Below are 15,778 nucleotides of genomic sequence, written 5' to 3' on the forward strand. Positions count from 1 at the left end.
ACCGGCGGTGAACACTGATCTTGGTCCCGGCCGGAGAGGTGTACATGAGCCGTGCGCGTTGGAGCACCGCGTCCACAGCCCTGCTGGGCAAGCTGATCGGCGAGCTGGCGTTCGAGGCGCTGCTGCACCCCGAGCCGGACGGTGACGGCTACCTGCTCGACCTCGGTGCCTCGCGGTACTCGTTCACCGCCGCGCGCGGCGCGTTCGGCGGCTGGCGGCTGGACCCGGCGAGCCTGCGGCGCGTCCCGGTCGGCCGCTACGGCCCCGGCGCCCCCGGTCCGGCCGACGACGTCCAGCTGTTCCTGGTGGAGGCCGCCGACGGGTTGGGCATCGCCCCGGTGACGCTCGCGAACTACCTGCTGGAGATCACCTCGACCCTGGCCGCGGACGTGGCGCTCGCGGCGACCGCGCTGCCCGCGGCCGAGCTGGCGAAGCTCGACCACGGCGAGCTGGAGGGCCACCTGACCGGCCACCCGAGGCTGGTGGCGAACAAGGGCCGGATCGGCTTCTCCGCCTCCGACGTGGCCGCCTACGCGCCGGAGTCGCGGCGCGTGCTGCGGCTGCCGTGGCTGGCGGTGCACCGCGGCCTCGGCGAGTTCCGCTGCGTCCCGGCGCTCTCGGAGCACGCGCTGCGCGCCGCCGAGCTGGACCAGGACACGGTGGCGGCGTTCACGGCCGTGCTGCGCGACCGCGGCCTGGACCCGGACGCCTACGTGTGGATGCCGGTGCACCCGTGGCAGCTCGACAACGTGGTGCGCACGATGTGGGCCCCCGAGGTGGCGGGCGACCGGATCGTGCCGCTGGGCGAGGCACCGGACGAGTACCTGCCGACGCAGTCGATCCGCACGCTGTCCAACGTCGACCGGGTCGACCGCCTCCAGGTGAAGCTGCCGCTGCGGATCCTCAACACCACCGTCTGGCGCGGTGTGCTGCCGGAGATCGCCGTGGCCGCGCCCGTGGTCACCCAGTGGCTCAAGGGCCTGTGGGCCTCCGACGAGCTGCTGGCCGGGTGGCGCGCGGAACTGCTCGGCGAGGTCGCCTCGGTCGCGGTCGCGCACCCCCGGATCGACGGGATCGACGGCTCGCCCTACCGGCTGCGCGAGACGCTGGCGTGCGTGTGGCGCGAACCGGTCGAACCGCGACTGGCCGCGGGGGAGCGGGTCTGGCCGCTGGCCGCCGTGCTGCACGTCGACCACCACGGGCAGCCGCTGGTGGAGGAGTTCGTCGCACGGGCCGGGGTCGACCAGCGGACGTGGGTGTCGGCGCTGCTCGCGGCGCTGCTCCGGCCGCTGCTGCACCTGCTGTTCCACTACGGCGTCACGGTGAACCCGCACGGGCAGAACATCCTGGTCGTCGAGGGACCGGACGGGCTGCCCGCGCGGATCGCGGTGAAGGACCTGATCGACGACGTCAGCCTGTCGCTGGAGCCCGTGCCGCAGCGCGGTCCCGCGCCCGACGAGCACGCCCCCGTGCTGCCGCGCCGGGACTGGCCCGCACTGCGGTCCTACCTGGTCAACGCGTTCCTGGTCGGCGTAGGCCAGCCGCTCGACCTGCTGCTGCCCAGGGCCGAGCTGTGGCGGCGGGTGCGCGGCGAGGTCGAGGCCTACCGGCGGCGCTTCCCCGCGCTCGCGGAGCGGATCGACGCGGCCGACCTGCTGGGGCCGTCGTTCCCGCACTACCCGCTCAACGGCGACCGGCTGCTCGTGACCGGGTACGCCGAGCAGCCCGGCCACCGGTCGGTGCGGCCCTCGGGGGAGGTGCCGAACCCGCTGGCAGCGGTGACGGCCGTCGAACCCCCCGACGGCTGGTGAGACCACAGGGGGACCACGGCGGCCGAACGGGTTCCTGACACCGCCCGGCCACGCCCCACCGGTACGAGGTCCTCCCCGCTCCTGGTCCTGGGCGCGCTCCTGGTCCTGGCCGCGTGCTCGGCACCGGCCCGGCCCACCGGCGTCGCCTCCCTCACGACCGCGTCCTCCTCCGCGGCCTCCCGACGCCGCCCCCGGCCGAACGGCCGCGGCAGCGCCTCGACCTGACCGACGCCGACCCGAACTCCCTCACCGGCCCGGTGAAGGGCGTCGACGAGGTCATGACCGTCAACTCGGCCTGCCTGCGGGAGGTGGCGGGGATCCGGTGACGGGCGGCCCCTCCACCGCGCGGGACGCGGTGGAGGGGCGCCGATCGGATCAGTTGTACGCGGTGCACCCGATGGCACCGGCGCTGATGTCCTTGCCGCAGGCGCGCCACGGCGACCCGAAGGTGCCGACCGTGCCGCTGTTGGCCGAGGACGCGCCGGTCGGCACGGTCCGCCACCCGGTCACCCTGCCCGACGCGTTCGTCACCCAGATCTCGTCACCGGGCGTGGCGCCGGTGATCTGCCCGTGCCAGCCGTCCGAGCAGCTGAACAGGTGGACGGTCGCCGACCCGGCCCGGACCGGGTTCACCGGCTGGGTGCAGGCGGCGAACGGGTCGGCGGGCGCCGCCCCCGGCGCGGCCGACGCGGTCACCGCCGTTCCCAGCAGGCTCGCGGCGACGGCTCCCGCGAGCGTGAACGACTTCGTGGCGGACAGGCGCTTGCTCGGTTCACGCATGGTCTGTTCTCCCCGGATCGGTGGACGGTCGGCCCCGAGGGCCGCGGTGAGGCGGACCCCTCGTACCGCCTCGGTGGCAGGGTGCGCGGCCGATCGTGTGAATTGGTTGCGAGATTCCTGCATCGCGCTGGTCACGGGGTTATGCATGGGCGGGGGAACGGGGGAGGCGGTCGTGGGGGTGGAGTTCGGTCTGCTCGGTGAGGTGACCGTGCGCGTCGACGGTCGGACCGGGGACCTGGGGCCTGCCAAGCAGCGGTGCGTGCTGGCGGCGCTGGCGGTGGACGCGCCCCGGCTCGTGCCCGCGGACAGGCTGGTCGAGCGGGTCTGGGGCGTGGACGTGCCGCGCCGGGGCCGCAAGACGCTGTACAGCCACGTCTCGCGGCTCCGCCAGGCGCTGTCGGCCGTCGGCGCCGCGGAGGTCGTCAGCCGGGCCGGTGGCTACGCCCTGCTGGTGGACCGGCCCGACCAGGTGGTCGACGTGCACCGCTTCCGCGACCTGTGCGCCCGTGCACGGGGGGAGACCGACGACGCCGTGGCGGCACGGGTGCTGACCGAGGCGCTGCTGCTGTGGCGCGGCCCGGCGATGACCGGGCTGGACGGCGAGTGGGCCGAGACCGAGCGGGCCCTGCTGGAGGGGGAGCGGCTGGCCGCCCAGCACGACCTGGCCGACACCCGGCTGCGCCTGGGCGAGGGCGGCGACCTCGTGGTGGAGCTGGCCGGACGGGCCGCCGCGCACCCGCTGGACGAGCGGGTCGCGGGCCAGTACCTGCTGGCCCTGCACCAGGCCGGGCGCACCGCCGACGCCCTGGAGCACTACCGGCGGCTGCGGGAACGGCTCGTCGAGGAGCTGGGCACCGACCCCGGTCCCGCGCTGCGGGACCTGCACCGCCGGGTGCTGGCCGCCGACCCCGGTCTGGCGGGCACCCCGGCGGACGGCTCCGCCGCCGTGCCCCTCCAGCTGCCCACCGCGCCGGGCCCGTTCACCGGGCGCGTCACCGAACTGGCCGAACTGGACCGAGCCCTCGCCCCCGACGGCGCCCAGCACGCGGGCGTGACGGCGGTGATCTCCGCGATCGGTGGCACCGGCGGGATCGGCAAGACGTGGCTCGCCCTGACCTGGGCCCACCGCAACCTGCACCGCTTCCCCGACGGGCAGCTGTTCGTGAACCTGCGGGGCTTCGGCCCCGACGAGCCGAAGCAGGCGGCGGGCGTGCTGGCCGACTTCCTCACCGCGCTCGGGGTCGACCGCGACCACCAGCCGCAGGACCTCGACGCCCGCGCCGCGCTCTACCGCACCCGCACCGCGGGCAAGCACCTGCTGGTGCTGCTGGACAACGCCGCCACCACCGAGCAGGTCGTCCCCCTGCTGCCCGGCGGCACCACGTGCACCGTGCTGATCACCAGCCGCCACCGGCTGCCCGCCCTGCTGACCCGCCACGGCGCCCTGCCCGTCCACCTCGACGTGCTCACCGAGCCCGAGGCCCGCACCCTGCTCGACGCGGCGCTCGGCGACGCCCGCGCCACCGCCGAGCGGGCCGTCACCGAGCTGGTCGGGCTGTGCGGCGGGTTCCCGCTGGCGCTGGGCCTGATCGCCGCCCGCATCCGCACCCGCCCCGCCCTCATCGAGGACGTCCTGGCCGACCTGCGCGACCTCGGCCTGGACGCCCTGGACTCCGACGACCCCGACGCCAGCCTGCCCGCCGTCCTGTCCTGGTCGCTGCGCCACCTCACCGCCGAGCAGCGGACCGTGTTCGGCCTGCTGGGCATCGCACCGGGACCGGACACCGACCTGCCCGCCGCCACCAGCCTCACCGGGCTGCCCGCACGGGACGCGCGCGCCGCGCTGCGGGCGCTGGCGGACACCTCGCTGGTCGCGGACGCGCCGGGCGGCCGGTACGCCATGCCCGACCTGGTCCGCGCCTACGCCGCCACCACCGCGGTCGCCGACCTGCCGGAGCCCGCGCGGCGGGCGGCGCTGGAGCGGGTGGTCGACTTCTACCTGCACACCGCCCACACCGCCGCGCTCCTCCTCTCCCCGCACCGCCCGCCGGTGGACCTCACCCCGCCCGTTCCCGGCGTGCGACCCCAGGAGCTGCCGGACCCCGGCGCCGCGCTGGCGTGGCTGGACGTCCACCACCCCCACCTGCTGGCGGCCCAGCGCACCGCCGCGGCGCACCACGGCCACGAGGCCGTGTGGCAGCTGGCCTGGACCCTGACCACCTTCCACGCCCGGCGCGGGCACCACGACGACGAGCTGGCCGTGTGGCAGACCGCCGCCGACGCCGCCGCCCACCTGCCCGACCCCACCCCGCGCACCCTGGCCCACCGGCTCCTCGGCCGCGCCTGGTCCGGGCTGGGCCTGCACGAGGAGGCCACCGGGCACCTGCGCGAGGCCCTCACCCTGGCCGACCAGCACGGCGACCCCGTCGAGCAGGCCCACACCCACTACGACCTCGCACGCGCCCGCGGCTGGCAGGGCGACGACCGGCAGGCCCTGGAGCACGCCCGCCGAGCCCTCGACCTCTACCGCGCCCTCGACCAGCCGGTCGACGAGGCGCGCACGCTCAACGTGGTCGGCTGGTTCGCCGCCCGCCTGGGCGACCACGAGACCGCCGCGGTCCACTGCGAGGCCGCCCTGGTCCTGAACCGCAGGCACCACGACCTCGCGGGCGAGGCGGCCACCCTGGGCAACCTCGGCTACTTCGCCCACCGCACCGGCAGGCACGAACACGCCCTCGACCACTACCGGACGTGCCTGGTCCTCCTCCGCCAGACGGGCGACGCCCACCACGAACCGGTGTGCCTGGAGTGGGTCGGCCAGGCCCACGCCGCCCTGGACCGCCCGGAGCAGGCCCGCGAGGCCTGGCTGGAGGCCCTGGACCTCTACGAGCGGCAGCACCGCACCACGGACGCCGCCCGAACCCGACGACAGCTGGAGGACCTGGACCGGGCGCCCGCCTGACGGGCCACCCGCCCACCGTCAGCGCACCCGTCGACGCGGACAGGCCCTGGAACCGCACGAGCGGCAGAACCGCGTCGCCCGAACCCGGTGGCGGCGCGACGAGCAACCCACGGGGCCCCGGCGCACCCACCACCGCGGACGACCCGGCGGCCCGCCATGGCCGGTAGCCGCACCTCATCCCGGTCCGCACGCTCCCGCGCAGGTGCTCGCCGAGCACGTGATGGGCCGCCGCGACCCGTCCAGCGCCCGCCGGACCGCGTTCCGGGACGGGTTCCCATTGCTGACATACCAACTGGTCGGTACGCTCCTGGTCGTGGGCAACGACGACGAACGGCAGATCGACGCGGTGGTGCTGGACTGGGGCGGGGTGCTCACGGTGTCGGTGCCGCGGTTCGTCGAGGACTGGCTGCACAGCGAGAACATCGACCGCGAGCGCTACGGGGTGACGATCCGGGCCTGGATGGGGCGCGACGCGCTCCCGGACAACCCGGTCGCCCGCCTGGAGACCGGTCAGCTGCCGGTCGCGGAGTTCGAACGGCTGCTGGCCGCCGAGCTGGTCACCGTCGACGGCGGCGAGATCGCCGCGTCGGGCCTGCTGCGCCGCATGTTCGGCACCGCGAACACCGACCCGGCGATGGTGGAGCTGGTCCGCGAGGTCCGCGCGAGCGGCGTCCGGACCGTGCTGCTGTCCAACAGCTGGGGCGAGGGCTACCCCGAGGACCTGCTGCTGGAGCTGTTCGACACGCTCGTCATCAGCGGTCGCATCGGGCTGCGCAAGCCCGACCCCGCGATCTTCACGCACACCCTCGACCTGCTGGACCTGCCGGCCGACCGGTGCGTCTTCTTCGACGACATGCAGGTCAACGTGGACGGCGCCAGGGCCGTGGGCCTGCACGCGCACCTGCACACCGACGCGGACAGCACCCGTGCCGCGCTGGCCGACCTGGGAGTGAAGCCGTGACCGACCTGCCGGGCCTGGACCTCGACAAGCTCGCCGCCCACCTGGGCACGGGCCCGCTGACCGGCGAGCTGATCCCCGGTGGCCGCTCGAACCTCACCTACCGGGTGACCGACGGGCGGGACCGCTGGGTGCTGCGCCGCCCGCCGCTGGGCCACGTGCTGGCCACCGCGCACGACATGACCCGCGAGCACCGGGTGATCTCCGCGCTGGCCGACACCGCCGTGCCCGTGCCGCGCGCGGAGCTGCTGTGCACCGACCCCGAGGTGATCGGCGCGCCGTTCTACCTGATGGAGGAGGTCGCGGGCGCGGCCCTGCGCGACCGCGCCCAGTGCGACTGGCTCACCCCCGACGCCGCGGCGGTGCTGGCGAACCGCCTGGTGGACGTGCTGGCCGACCTGCACGCCGTCGACCCCGACTCGGTGGGCCTCGGCGACTTCGGCCGCCCGGAGGGCTTCCTGGCGCGGCAGGTGAAGCGGTGGGGCAAGCAGCTCGACGCCTCGCGCAGCCGCGACCTGGAGGGCATCGACGACCTGCGCGACAGGCTGGGCGACCGCGTCCCCGACTCGGCGCGGGCGACGATCATCCACGGCGACTACCGGCTGGACAACGTGCTGGTCACCCGCGACCCCCTGGGCATCAGCGCGGTGCTGGACTGGGAGATGGCCACGCTGGGCGACCCGCTCGCCGACGTCGGCCTGCTGCACGTCTACTGGCACGGCCTCGGCATCGACCAGGACCCGATCACCGGCACCGTCCCGTCGCTGCCCGGCTTCCCCGGCGCCGGGGAACTGGTCGCCCGCTACGCCGCCCGCACCGGCGCCGACGTGTCGAACCTCGGCTGGTACGTCGCGTTCGGCTACTTCAAGCTCGCCGTGATCCTCGAAGGGATCCACTACCGCTACACCACGGGCAAGACGGTGGGCGCGGGGTTCTCCCAGCTCGGCTCGTTCACCCTGCCGCTCGTGCGCCAGGGCCTGCTCGCGATCAAGGAGTACTGACCGATGGACTTCGCGTACGACGCCAAGACGGAAGACTTCCGCACCCGGCTGCTGTCGTTCATGGACGAGTTCGTCTACCCCGCCGAGGCGGTGCTGGAGGAGCAGCTCGCGGCCTCCGACGACGAGTGGACGCGCAAGCCGGTCGTCGACGAGCTGAAGGCCCGCGCCCGCGAGGCCGGGCTGTGGAACCTGTTCCTGCCCGACGCCGAGCACGGCGCGGGCCTGACGAACCTCCAGTACGCGCCGCTCGCGGAGATCACCGGCCGCAGCCCCCACCTGGCCCCGGAGGCGTTCAACTGCGCCGCGCCGGACACCGGGAACATGGAGGTGCTGGCGATGTTCGGCACCGAGGAGCAGAAGAAGCAGTGGCTGCGGCCCCTGCTGGACGGCGAGATCCGCTCGGCGTTCTGCATGACCGAGCCCGACGTGGCGTCCTCGGACGCGACGAACATCGCGACCCGCATCGAGCGGGACGGCGACGAATACGTGATCAACGGGACCAAGTGGTGGTCCTCGGGCGCGATGAACCCGAACTGCGCGATCTTCATCGTGATGGGCAAGACCAACCCGGAGGCCGAGCGCCACCAGCAGCAGGCGATGATCCTGGTCCCGCGCGACACCCCCGGTGTCGAGGTCAAGCGCGGCATGACGGTCTTCGGCTACACCGACGGCCCGCACGGCGGTCACGCCGAGGTCGTCTTCACCGACGTGCGCGTGCCCGTCGACCACCTCATCGCCGGTGAGGGCCAGGGCTTCGCCATCGCCCAGGCCCGGCTGGGTCCCGGCCGCATCCACCACTGCATGCGGCTGATCGGCATGGCCGAGCGGGCGCTGGAGCTGATGTGCAAGCGCGCCAACGAGCGCGTCGCCTTCGGCAAGCCGATCGCCGCGCAGGGCGTCGTGCAGGAGTGGATCGCCGAGTCGCGCGTGCGGATCGAGCAGGCGAGGCTGCTGGTGCTCAAGACGGCGTGGCTGATGGACACCGTCGGCAACAAGGGCGCCCACACCGAGATCCAGGCGATCAAGATCGGGGTGCCGCTGATGGCGGAGTGGGTGCTGGACAAGGCGATCCAGGCCCACGGCGCGGGTGGCGTGAGCCAGGACTTCCCGCTGGCGAACCTCTGGGCGGCGGCGCGCACGCTGCGGCTGGCCGACGGTCCCGACGAGGTGCACCGCATGTCGCTCGCCAAGCGCGAGCTGAAGAAGTACCGCTAGCCCCTCGGGAGGCGCGGGAGTTCCCCCGCGCCTCCGCTCACGGGGTCAGGACCAGGCGATCTCACCGCTCCGGTCGACGAACCGCCCGGACCCCGAGCCGGGCGGCTCGGTCGCGAGGCCGACGACGGCGTCCGTGCCCTCGGTGACGGTCTGCGGACCGCTGTGGCCGTTGAGGTCGGTGGCCGTGTAGCCGGGGTCGGCGGCGTTGACCCGGACGTCCGGCAGCGCCTTGGCGTACTGCGTGGTCAGCATCGTGAGCGCCGCCTTGGAGGCGGTGTAGAGCGGGACGACCACCGACGACTCCGGCCGCGCCGGGTCGTGGGTGTGGGCGAGCGAACCCGTCCCGCTGCTGACGTTGATCACGACCGGGTCCGCCGACCGGCGCAGCAGCGGCAGGAACGCGGTGGTCGTGCGCACCACGCCCGCGACGTTGACGTCGAACACGGCGAGCGCGTCGGCACCGGTCAGCGCGGCGGCGTCGCCGGAGGGGCCGTGGATCCCCGCGTTGTTGACCAGGACGTCGACGACGCCCTCGCGGTCCGCGACGTCCCGCGCCGCCGCGGCGACGGAGGCGTCGTCGGTCACGTCGATGCGGACGAACCGCGCGCCCAGCGCCGCGGCCGTCCGCTCGCCCTGCTCGGTGTCGCGGGCCCCGACCAGCACGGTGTGGCCGAGGTCGACGAGGCGGCGGGCGGTCTCGCGGCCGAGCCCCTTGTTCGCCCCGGTGATGAAGGTGATCGTCATGCCGTCGATCCTGGGCCGATCCCGTGGACCCGACCAGGGACGCTTCGACGGTGGGAACGGCAGTACCACCCCCAGCGCCGCGATCTGCCGGAGGATGGGGGCATGAGCACAGCCGGGTTGGGCGCGATGATCCGCACGTGGCGCGACCGCCTGCCACCCTCGGCCGCCGCGCTGCCGGTGGGCCGGGCCCGGCGCGCGACCGGGCTGCGCCGCGAGGAGTTGGCCGACCTCGCCGGGATGTCGGTCGACTACGTCGTGCGCCTGGAGCAGGGCCGCGCCACGTCCCCGTCGGCGCAGGTGGTGGCGTCACTGGCGCGCGCACTGCAACTGACCGCGGCCGAACGCGACCACCTCTACCGGCTGGCCAACCTGGTGCCGCCCGCCGACGGCGTGATCTCCGACCACATCCCGCCCGGCGTGCACCGCGTGCTGACCCGGCTCGGGGACGTCGCGGTCGCCGTGTTCGCGGCGGACTGGCAGCTGGTCTGGTGGAACCGCGGGTGGGCCGCGCTGCTGGGCGACCCCGCGTCCTCGCCGCCGCGGCTGCGCAACTTCGCCCGCGACCGGTTCCCGCTGACCCCCGGTCCGCCTCACCTCGCGCGGTGGCCCGTCGCCGAGCAGGACGGCGACGCCACCGACGCCGCCGTGGTGTCCGACCTGCGCCGCGTGAGCGGCCGGTTCCCCGGTGACGCGCGCCTGGCGGAGCTGATCCGCGCGCTGACCGCGGGCAACGAGCGGTTCGCCGAGCTGTGGGCGACCGGCGCGGTCGCGGCGCACCGGGAGGACCACAAGACGATCGACCACCCCTCGGTGGGGCCGGTGGAGGTCGACTGCGACGTGCTCACCGACGGCGACTCCGAACTCAAGATCGTGGTCATGACCGCCGCGCCCGGCAGCGACGACGAGACCAGGCTGCGGCTCGCCGACATCGCCGGGCCACCGGTGGCGGTGGGCCCGCCCGGTCGGGACTAGGTGGGCCCACCGCCACCGGTCACGGGTGCAGGCGCTGCCGGTCGCGCGGGAACAGCGCGGCGCGGCGGACGTTGTCCAGGCCCAGCAGCCGGGCGGTCCACCGTTCCAGGCCGATGGCGAACCCGCCGTGCGGCGGCATGCCGTGGGCGAAGACGTCCAGGTGGTCCGCGTGCGCGGCCGGGTCCTCGCCCCGGTGCTCCAGCGCGGCCAGGTAGTCGGCGTGCCGGTGCAGCCGTTGACCGCCCGTCACGAGTTCCAGACCGCGGAAGAGCAGGTCGAAGCTGTTGGACGACGCCGGGCGGTCCGGGTCGGGGTGGGTGTAGAAGGGGCGCTTGACCATCGGGTAGCCGGTGACGAACAGGAACTCCGAACCGTGCTCGGCGCGCGCCCACCCCGAGAGCCACCGCTCGTGCGCGGGAGCGAGGTCCGGCTCGCCGCGCGGGTCCTGGTCGGTGTGCCGGGCCAGCAGGGCCTGGGCGTCGGTGAAGTGGATCTCCGGGACCTCCGCGGGCACGTCCGGCAGCTCCGCCCCCAGCAGCGCCACCGCGGCCGGGGCGCGTTCGGCGACGGCGGCGACCATCCCGGCCACGGCCTCGCGCAGGACGGCCATGACGTCGTGGTGGTCGGCGACGAACCCGAGCTCGGCGTCCAGGCTGGTGTACTGCGCCAGGTGCCGGGTGGTGTCGTGCGGTTCGGCCCGGAACACCGGCCCGACCTCGTAGACCCGTTCGAACACCCCGACCATGGCCTGCTTGAACAGCTGCGGCGACTGGGCGAGGAACGCGGGCGCGCCGAAGTAGTCGACGCCGAACACGCTCGCGCCGGACTCGGTGGCCGACCCGACGATCTTGGGGGTGTGGATCTCGGTGAACCCCCGCTCGTGCAGCGCGCCGCGGAACCCGGCCACGCTCGCGGCGGCGACCTCGAACGGCGCGCGCAGCCGCGGGTGGCGCAGGGCGACGGCGGCGTTGTCCAAGACCGTCGGGAGGGTGGCGGTGACGTGGGGCCGGTAGAGGTCGAACGGCGGGGGCGCCGACCCGGCGAGCACGGTGATCGCGGGGTCGGTGACCTCCGCCCCGCCCGGCGCCTTGTCGTTGGCGGTGACCAGGCCGTGGACCTCGACGACGGTCTCCTCGCCGAAGTCCGGGGCCGGTCCGGTCAGCACGACCTGGGCCAGGCCGGTCCGGTCGCGCACGACGAGGAAGGACACGGACTTGAGGACGCGCAGGCGGTGGACCCACCCGGCGATCCTGACGTGCTCGCCGACGTGCCGTGGCAGGTCGGCGGCGGTGGTTCGGGAGATCATCACACTCCAGGGGACGTGCGCGATCCTTTGGGGGCGCGGGCGAGAAAGGGAACTCGCGGTACCACCGCGCCTTCGCCGCCACCCGCGAACGGGCGGCGGCCTCGACGAGCCCGATGACGGGGGCGGGCCGGCGGGGCATGGGGCGGGGGTGTCCCCGCCGTTCCTCCCCGCGCTCGGGAGGGTCTTCACCGTGGGGCGCGAGGCCGCCTTCCCAGCTGCCGGCGGCTCTCTGGACCCGCGTGGTCCCCCGGCTACTCGTCTCCGTCGACGCGTTGGCACCACCGTAGGAGCCTCCGGCCCGCCCGCGCTCGTCATTTTCCGGACGTGGAGATCCACCGGGCCAGCGCCACCAGCGTCGACTCGGCGCTGTCGGCCATGTGGTCGCGCAGCGAGGCCACCTCGGCACGGGTCGAGCCCAGCACGGGGACGTGCCGCAGCAGCCGCCACGACTGTGCGACGACCGTGCCGCCGCCGTCCTCCCGGAACGTCCACCGCCACCGCACGATCCCGTCCTCCTCACCGCCCACGACGAACGCGAACTCCTCGCCCGGTGTCGCCGCCACGACCTGCGAGCGGGTGGCCCACTCCCGGTCGTCGCGCCGGTTGTGGCCGCTGAACCACGCCCCGACGCGGGGCCCGTCGCCGGGGTCGTAGGCGACGGCGCCGGCGCTGGGGCTCCAGCGCTCGATCAACGACACGTCGCTGACCAGGTCGTAGACCTGGGCGGGCGGGGCCGCGACCCAGGCCCGGCGGGTGAAGGCGAACCCGGTCACGTCGACGGTGTCCAGTCCGGTGCTCATCGTGGTCTCTCCTGGCCTCGTCGGGGTTGACGTGGTCCACCCTGCGGGCCGCCGCGCGACCGGTGCCACACCCCGCGGAGCCTCACCCCGCCGGGGTGAGGCTCCGCGGGGTGTGGCCGTCGATACTCGACACCATGGACGGACAGGGACGGCTCGGCGACTTCCTCCAGGCGCGGCGGGCGCGGGTGCGTCCCGAGGACGTCGGCCTGCCCACCTACGGCGACCGCCGCCGCGTCCCCGGACTGCGGCGCGAGGAGCTGGCGCTGCTCGCGGGCGTCAGCGCGCCCTACTACGCGCGGCTGGAGCAGGGGCAGTCGCACAACGCCTCACCGGAGGTGCTCGACGCCATCGCCGGGGCGCTGCGGCTCGACGACTCCGAGCGCGGCCACCTGCACGCGCTGGCGAGCCCGGCGGCGCGGCGCAGGCCGGTGCGCAGGCCGCCGCCGGAGGAGGTGCCCGCGGTGACCCGCGCGCTGCTCGCGGCCGTGGGCGACGTGCCCGTGATCGTGCTGGGACGGCGGACCGACGTGCTGGCGTGGAACCGGATGGGGCACGCGGTGTTCGCGGGCCACCTGGACCCCGCCGCACCCGACGACCCCGCGTCGCGGCCGAACATGGCGAGGCTGGTGTTCCTCGACGCCCACGTCCGCGAGCTGTACCCCGACTGGTCCGCGAAGGCGAAGGCCGTGGTGGGCAACCTGCGGGTGGTCGTCGGCCTGCACCCGGACGACCCGCTGCTGGCAGGCCTGATCGGCGACCTGTGCGTGCGCAGCCCGGAGTTCGCGGGCATGTGGGCCGACCACCGGGTGCGCGTGTGCGACGCCGTCGACCACCGCGTGCACCACCCGCTGGTCGGGTCGATGACGCTGACCCAGCAGACGTTGCGGAGCCCGCGGAGCGGGGGCGTCCACGTCGTGGTGGCCGTCCCCGAGCCGGGATCGGCGTCGGAGAGCGCCCTCGCCCTGCTCGCGAGGTCCATCGCCCCGCGGCCCGGCGTGCGCGACGGGGTCAGGCCGTCGGGAACCTGAGCACCCAGCGGCGCTGCCACGGGGTCTCGGCGGCGTGGCGGTCGTAGTGGGTGCGGGTCCAGGCGAGGGCCTCCTCGCGCGGGACGCCCGCGAGCACGGCGAGGCAGGCGACGACGGTGCCCGTGCGGCCCTTGCCGCCGTGGCACGCGACCTCGACGCGGTGGCCCGCGCGGGCGTACCCGTGCAGCTCGCGGATGCGGGCGACGGCCTCGGCGCTGTCGCGCGGCAGCAGGAAGTCCGGCCAGCGGACCCACTCGTGCGGCCAGGTGATGGTGTGGTCGTGACGCTTCCGCAGCCGCGTCCCGCCCAGGTAGAGGCCGTGCTCGGGCTCCGGTCCGGTGGGCGCGGGGTCGCGCAGGCCCCGGCCCCTCACCCGTGTTCCGTCGGGCAGTTCGATGGCGCCCGTGAGGTGCGTGCTCGTCATGCCTCCATCCTCCCGATCGGGCGCGGTCCACTTCCGGGTGGGCCGGGTCAACCGAACGGTTGATGCCGCCGTCAACCTTCTCCCGATCGGGCTGAGACCTTCAGCGGATCCACCCGCGGTTCGGACGCTGCCATCGTGGGGGTGCCCGAACGACGAGGGGGGACTCCTGTGAAGGGCATTCGACCAACACTCGCGACCGCCGCGGTCCTCGCGCTGCTGGGCGCGGCCGTCGCGACAGCGGACCCGGCCACGACCACCGCCGGAGGTGGGCGCGGCGACTGGGCGACCTGGCAGAAGGACCTGTCGGGGAGCAGGCACAACGCCGCCGAGCGGCGGATCACCCCGCGCACCGTCGGCGGCCTGGAGCTCAAGTGGGCCTTCGCGTACCCGCACACCGAGGCACCGGTCCGCAGCCAGCCCGCGATCGTCGACGGCGTCGCCTACTTCGGCGGCCCGGACGGCAGGTTCTACGCCCGCGACGCCCGCACCGGCGCCGAGCGGTGGACGTTCGACCTGAGCGGCGTCGAGCCCGGCCCGGGCCCCGCCGTCCCGTGGGACGGGCCGGCGGTCGCCAACGGCAGGGTGTACTTCGGCGACATCCGCGGGTACGTCTACGCGCTCGACCAGCGCGACGGCCACCTGGTGTGGGCCAAGCAGGTCGACGCGCACCCGGCGGCCACGGTGACCAGCTCGCCGATCGTGTTCGAGGGCCGCGTGTACGTCGGGACGTCCAGCGGCGAGAACACCGCGGGCCGCGACTACCCGTGCTGCACCTTCCGCGGCCACATCGACGCCCTGGACGCCGACACCGGCGCGCTGGCGTGGCGGCACCACACGGTGCCGGAGCCGAAGGCGGTCGGCACGTGGCCCAGCGGCGCGACCAGGTACGAGCCGTCGGGCGCCGGGGTGTGGAGTTCACCGGTGATCGACCCGAGGACCCGCACGCTCTACGTCGGCACCGGCCAGAACTACACCGGCAGCGCGGGCGACTTCGACACGCTGCTCGCCCTCGACCCGCGCAGCGGCGCGGTCAAGTGGCGCAACCAGGTCACGAAGGCCGACACGTGGCGCTCGCTGTGCAACGACCCCGACCCGGAGGGCTACTGCCCCGGCCTCAAGGACGGTTCGGCGCTGGACTACGACATCGGCGCCACGCCCAACATCTTCACCGTCGGCGGCCGCACCCTGGTCGGCGTCGGCCAGAAGCTCGGCGTCTACCACGTGTTCGACGCCCGCACCGGTGAGGTCGTCTGGCGCAGGCAGCTCGGCGTCCCGCTGCCCAGCGGCGGCGTCTCCGGCATCCAGTGGGGTTCGAGCTACGACGGCGAGCGGCTCTACATCGCCACGTACTTCGCCGACCCGGGCAAGGTCTTCGCCGTGGACCCCGCCACCGGCACCGTCCTCTGGCAGACCCCCAACCCCGCGGACGGCTGCACCACCGGCGGCGCCGCCGCCCACCCCGACATCTGCACCCTCGGCCACGGCCCCGCGGTCAGCAGCAGCCCCGGCGTCGTCTACGAGGGCGGCAACGACGGCAAGCTGCGCGCCTACTCCGCCAAGACCGGCCGGGTGCTCTGGACCTACGACACCGTCCGCGACGTCACCGGCGTCAACGGCCTGCCGGGCCGCGGCGGCGCCATCTCGGGCGGCGGCGGGGGAGCGGTCATCTCCCACGGGATGGTCTACGTGCACTCGGGCTACGCCCCCGCCTACCCGAACCCCGACCGCGGCCACGTCCTGCTCGCCTTCGGCCTGTGAACACCGGGTGGTGCGCCCC

Annotated in this window: 14 protein-coding genes; 9 read left to right on the forward strand and 5 right to left on the reverse strand. The window is 74.7% G+C overall.

Annotation, left to right across the window (positions count from 1 at the left end; genetic code table 11):
* The first annotated feature begins 44 nt into the window (after positions 1-44).
* The gene (locus VFZ92_RS09245; RefSeq protein ID WP_330875410.1) at positions 45-1,811 is read left to right on the forward strand and encodes an IucA/IucC family protein; all 1,767 of its coding nucleotides are present in this window, start codon (positions 45-47) and stop codon (positions 1,809-1,811) included.
* A gap of 113 nt (positions 1,812-1,924) precedes the next feature.
* Positions 1,925-2,137, forward strand: coding sequence for a hypothetical protein (locus VFZ92_RS09250; protein ID WP_330875411.1), 213 nt, complete (start codon positions 1,925-1,927; stop codon positions 2,135-2,137).
* A 49-nt stretch (positions 2,138-2,186) separates the two neighbouring features.
* Here the strand turns inward: VFZ92_RS09250 and VFZ92_RS09255 are convergent, their stop codons facing one another.
* Positions 2,187-2,591, reverse strand: a complete 405-nt coding sequence (locus VFZ92_RS09255; RefSeq protein WP_330875412.1) for a hypothetical protein — start codon at positions 2,589-2,591, stop codon at positions 2,187-2,189.
* A 172-nt stretch (positions 2,592-2,763) separates the two neighbouring features.
* On the opposite strand from VFZ92_RS09255, the gene VFZ92_RS09260 reads away from it, so the two are divergent.
* The 4 genes from VFZ92_RS09260 (at position 2,764) to VFZ92_RS09275 (ending at position 8,727) form a co-directional block, all read left to right on the forward strand.
* Complete coding sequence (locus tag VFZ92_RS09260) at positions 2,764-5,553, forward strand: AfsR/SARP family transcriptional regulator (RefSeq protein WP_330875413.1); 2,790 nt, start codon at positions 2,764-2,766, stop codon at positions 5,551-5,553.
* Positions 5,554-5,866: 313 nt separating this feature from the next.
* On the forward strand, positions 5,867-6,514 hold the full coding sequence (locus VFZ92_RS09265) for an HAD family phosphatase (protein WP_330875414.1): 648 nt from the start codon (positions 5,867-5,869) through the stop codon (positions 6,512-6,514).
* Entirely contained in the window at positions 6,511-7,512 is a 1,002-nt protein-coding gene (locus tag VFZ92_RS09270) for a phosphotransferase family protein (protein ID WP_330875415.1), read from the forward strand. Before VFZ92_RS09265 ends, VFZ92_RS09270 begins: the two co-directional genes overlap by 4 nt.
* A gap of 3 nt (positions 7,513-7,515) precedes the next feature.
* A complete protein-coding gene (locus tag VFZ92_RS09275) occupies positions 7,516-8,727 on the forward strand; it encodes an acyl-CoA dehydrogenase family protein (RefSeq protein WP_330875416.1) in 1,212 nt (403 codons plus the stop codon).
* A 45-nt stretch (positions 8,728-8,772) separates the two neighbouring features.
* Here VFZ92_RS09275 and VFZ92_RS09280 read toward each other — a convergent pair whose 3' ends face one another.
* Positions 8,773-9,471, reverse strand: a complete 699-nt coding sequence (locus tag VFZ92_RS09280) for an SDR family NAD(P)-dependent oxidoreductase (RefSeq protein ID WP_330875417.1) — start codon at positions 9,469-9,471, stop codon at positions 8,773-8,775.
* A gap of 102 nt (positions 9,472-9,573) precedes the next feature.
* Here VFZ92_RS09280 and VFZ92_RS09285 point away from each other — a divergent pair, with 102 nt between their 5' ends.
* A complete protein-coding gene (locus tag VFZ92_RS09285) occupies positions 9,574-10,443 on the forward strand; it encodes a helix-turn-helix transcriptional regulator (RefSeq protein ID WP_330875418.1) in 870 nt (289 codons plus the stop codon).
* A 19-nt stretch (positions 10,444-10,462) separates the two neighbouring features.
* Here the strand turns inward: VFZ92_RS09285 and aspS are convergent, their stop codons facing one another.
* Positions 10,463-11,749 (reverse strand): aspartate--tRNA(Asn) ligase, encoded by a 1,287-nt coding sequence (gene aspS / locus VFZ92_RS09290; protein ID WP_330875419.1) that lies wholly within the window; start codon positions 11,747-11,749, stop codon positions 10,463-10,465.
* A gap of 311 nt (positions 11,750-12,060) precedes the next feature.
* Positions 12,061-12,549: an SRPBCC family protein gene (locus tag VFZ92_RS09295; RefSeq protein ID WP_330875420.1), complete on the reverse strand. Its 489-nt coding sequence runs from the start codon at positions 12,547-12,549 to the stop codon at positions 12,061-12,063.
* A gap of 134 nt (positions 12,550-12,683) precedes the next feature.
* On the opposite strand from VFZ92_RS09295, the gene VFZ92_RS09300 reads away from it, so the two are divergent.
* Positions 12,684-13,577, forward strand: a complete 894-nt coding sequence (locus VFZ92_RS09300; protein WP_330875421.1) for a helix-turn-helix transcriptional regulator — start codon at positions 12,684-12,686, stop codon at positions 13,575-13,577.
* On the opposite strand, the gene VFZ92_RS09305 is transcribed toward VFZ92_RS09300, so the two are convergent.
* On the reverse strand, positions 13,558-14,001 hold the full coding sequence (locus VFZ92_RS09305) for a protein-tyrosine phosphatase family protein (protein WP_330875422.1): 444 nt from the start codon (positions 13,999-14,001) through the stop codon (positions 13,558-13,560). The genes VFZ92_RS09300 and VFZ92_RS09305 overlap by 20 nt on opposite strands.
* A gap of 168 nt (positions 14,002-14,169) precedes the next feature.
* Here VFZ92_RS09305 and VFZ92_RS09310 point away from each other — a divergent pair, with 168 nt between their 5' ends.
* The gene (locus tag VFZ92_RS09310; protein WP_414719846.1) at positions 14,170-15,759 is read left to right on the forward strand and encodes a PQQ-binding-like beta-propeller repeat protein; all 1,590 of its coding nucleotides are present in this window, start codon (positions 14,170-14,172) and stop codon (positions 15,757-15,759) included.
* The last annotated feature ends 19 nt before the right edge of the window (positions 15,760-15,778 follow it).

The organism is Umezawaea sp. (assembly GCF_036375055.1).
GTDB lineage: Bacteria > Actinomycetota > Actinomycetes > Mycobacteriales > Pseudonocardiaceae > Umezawaea.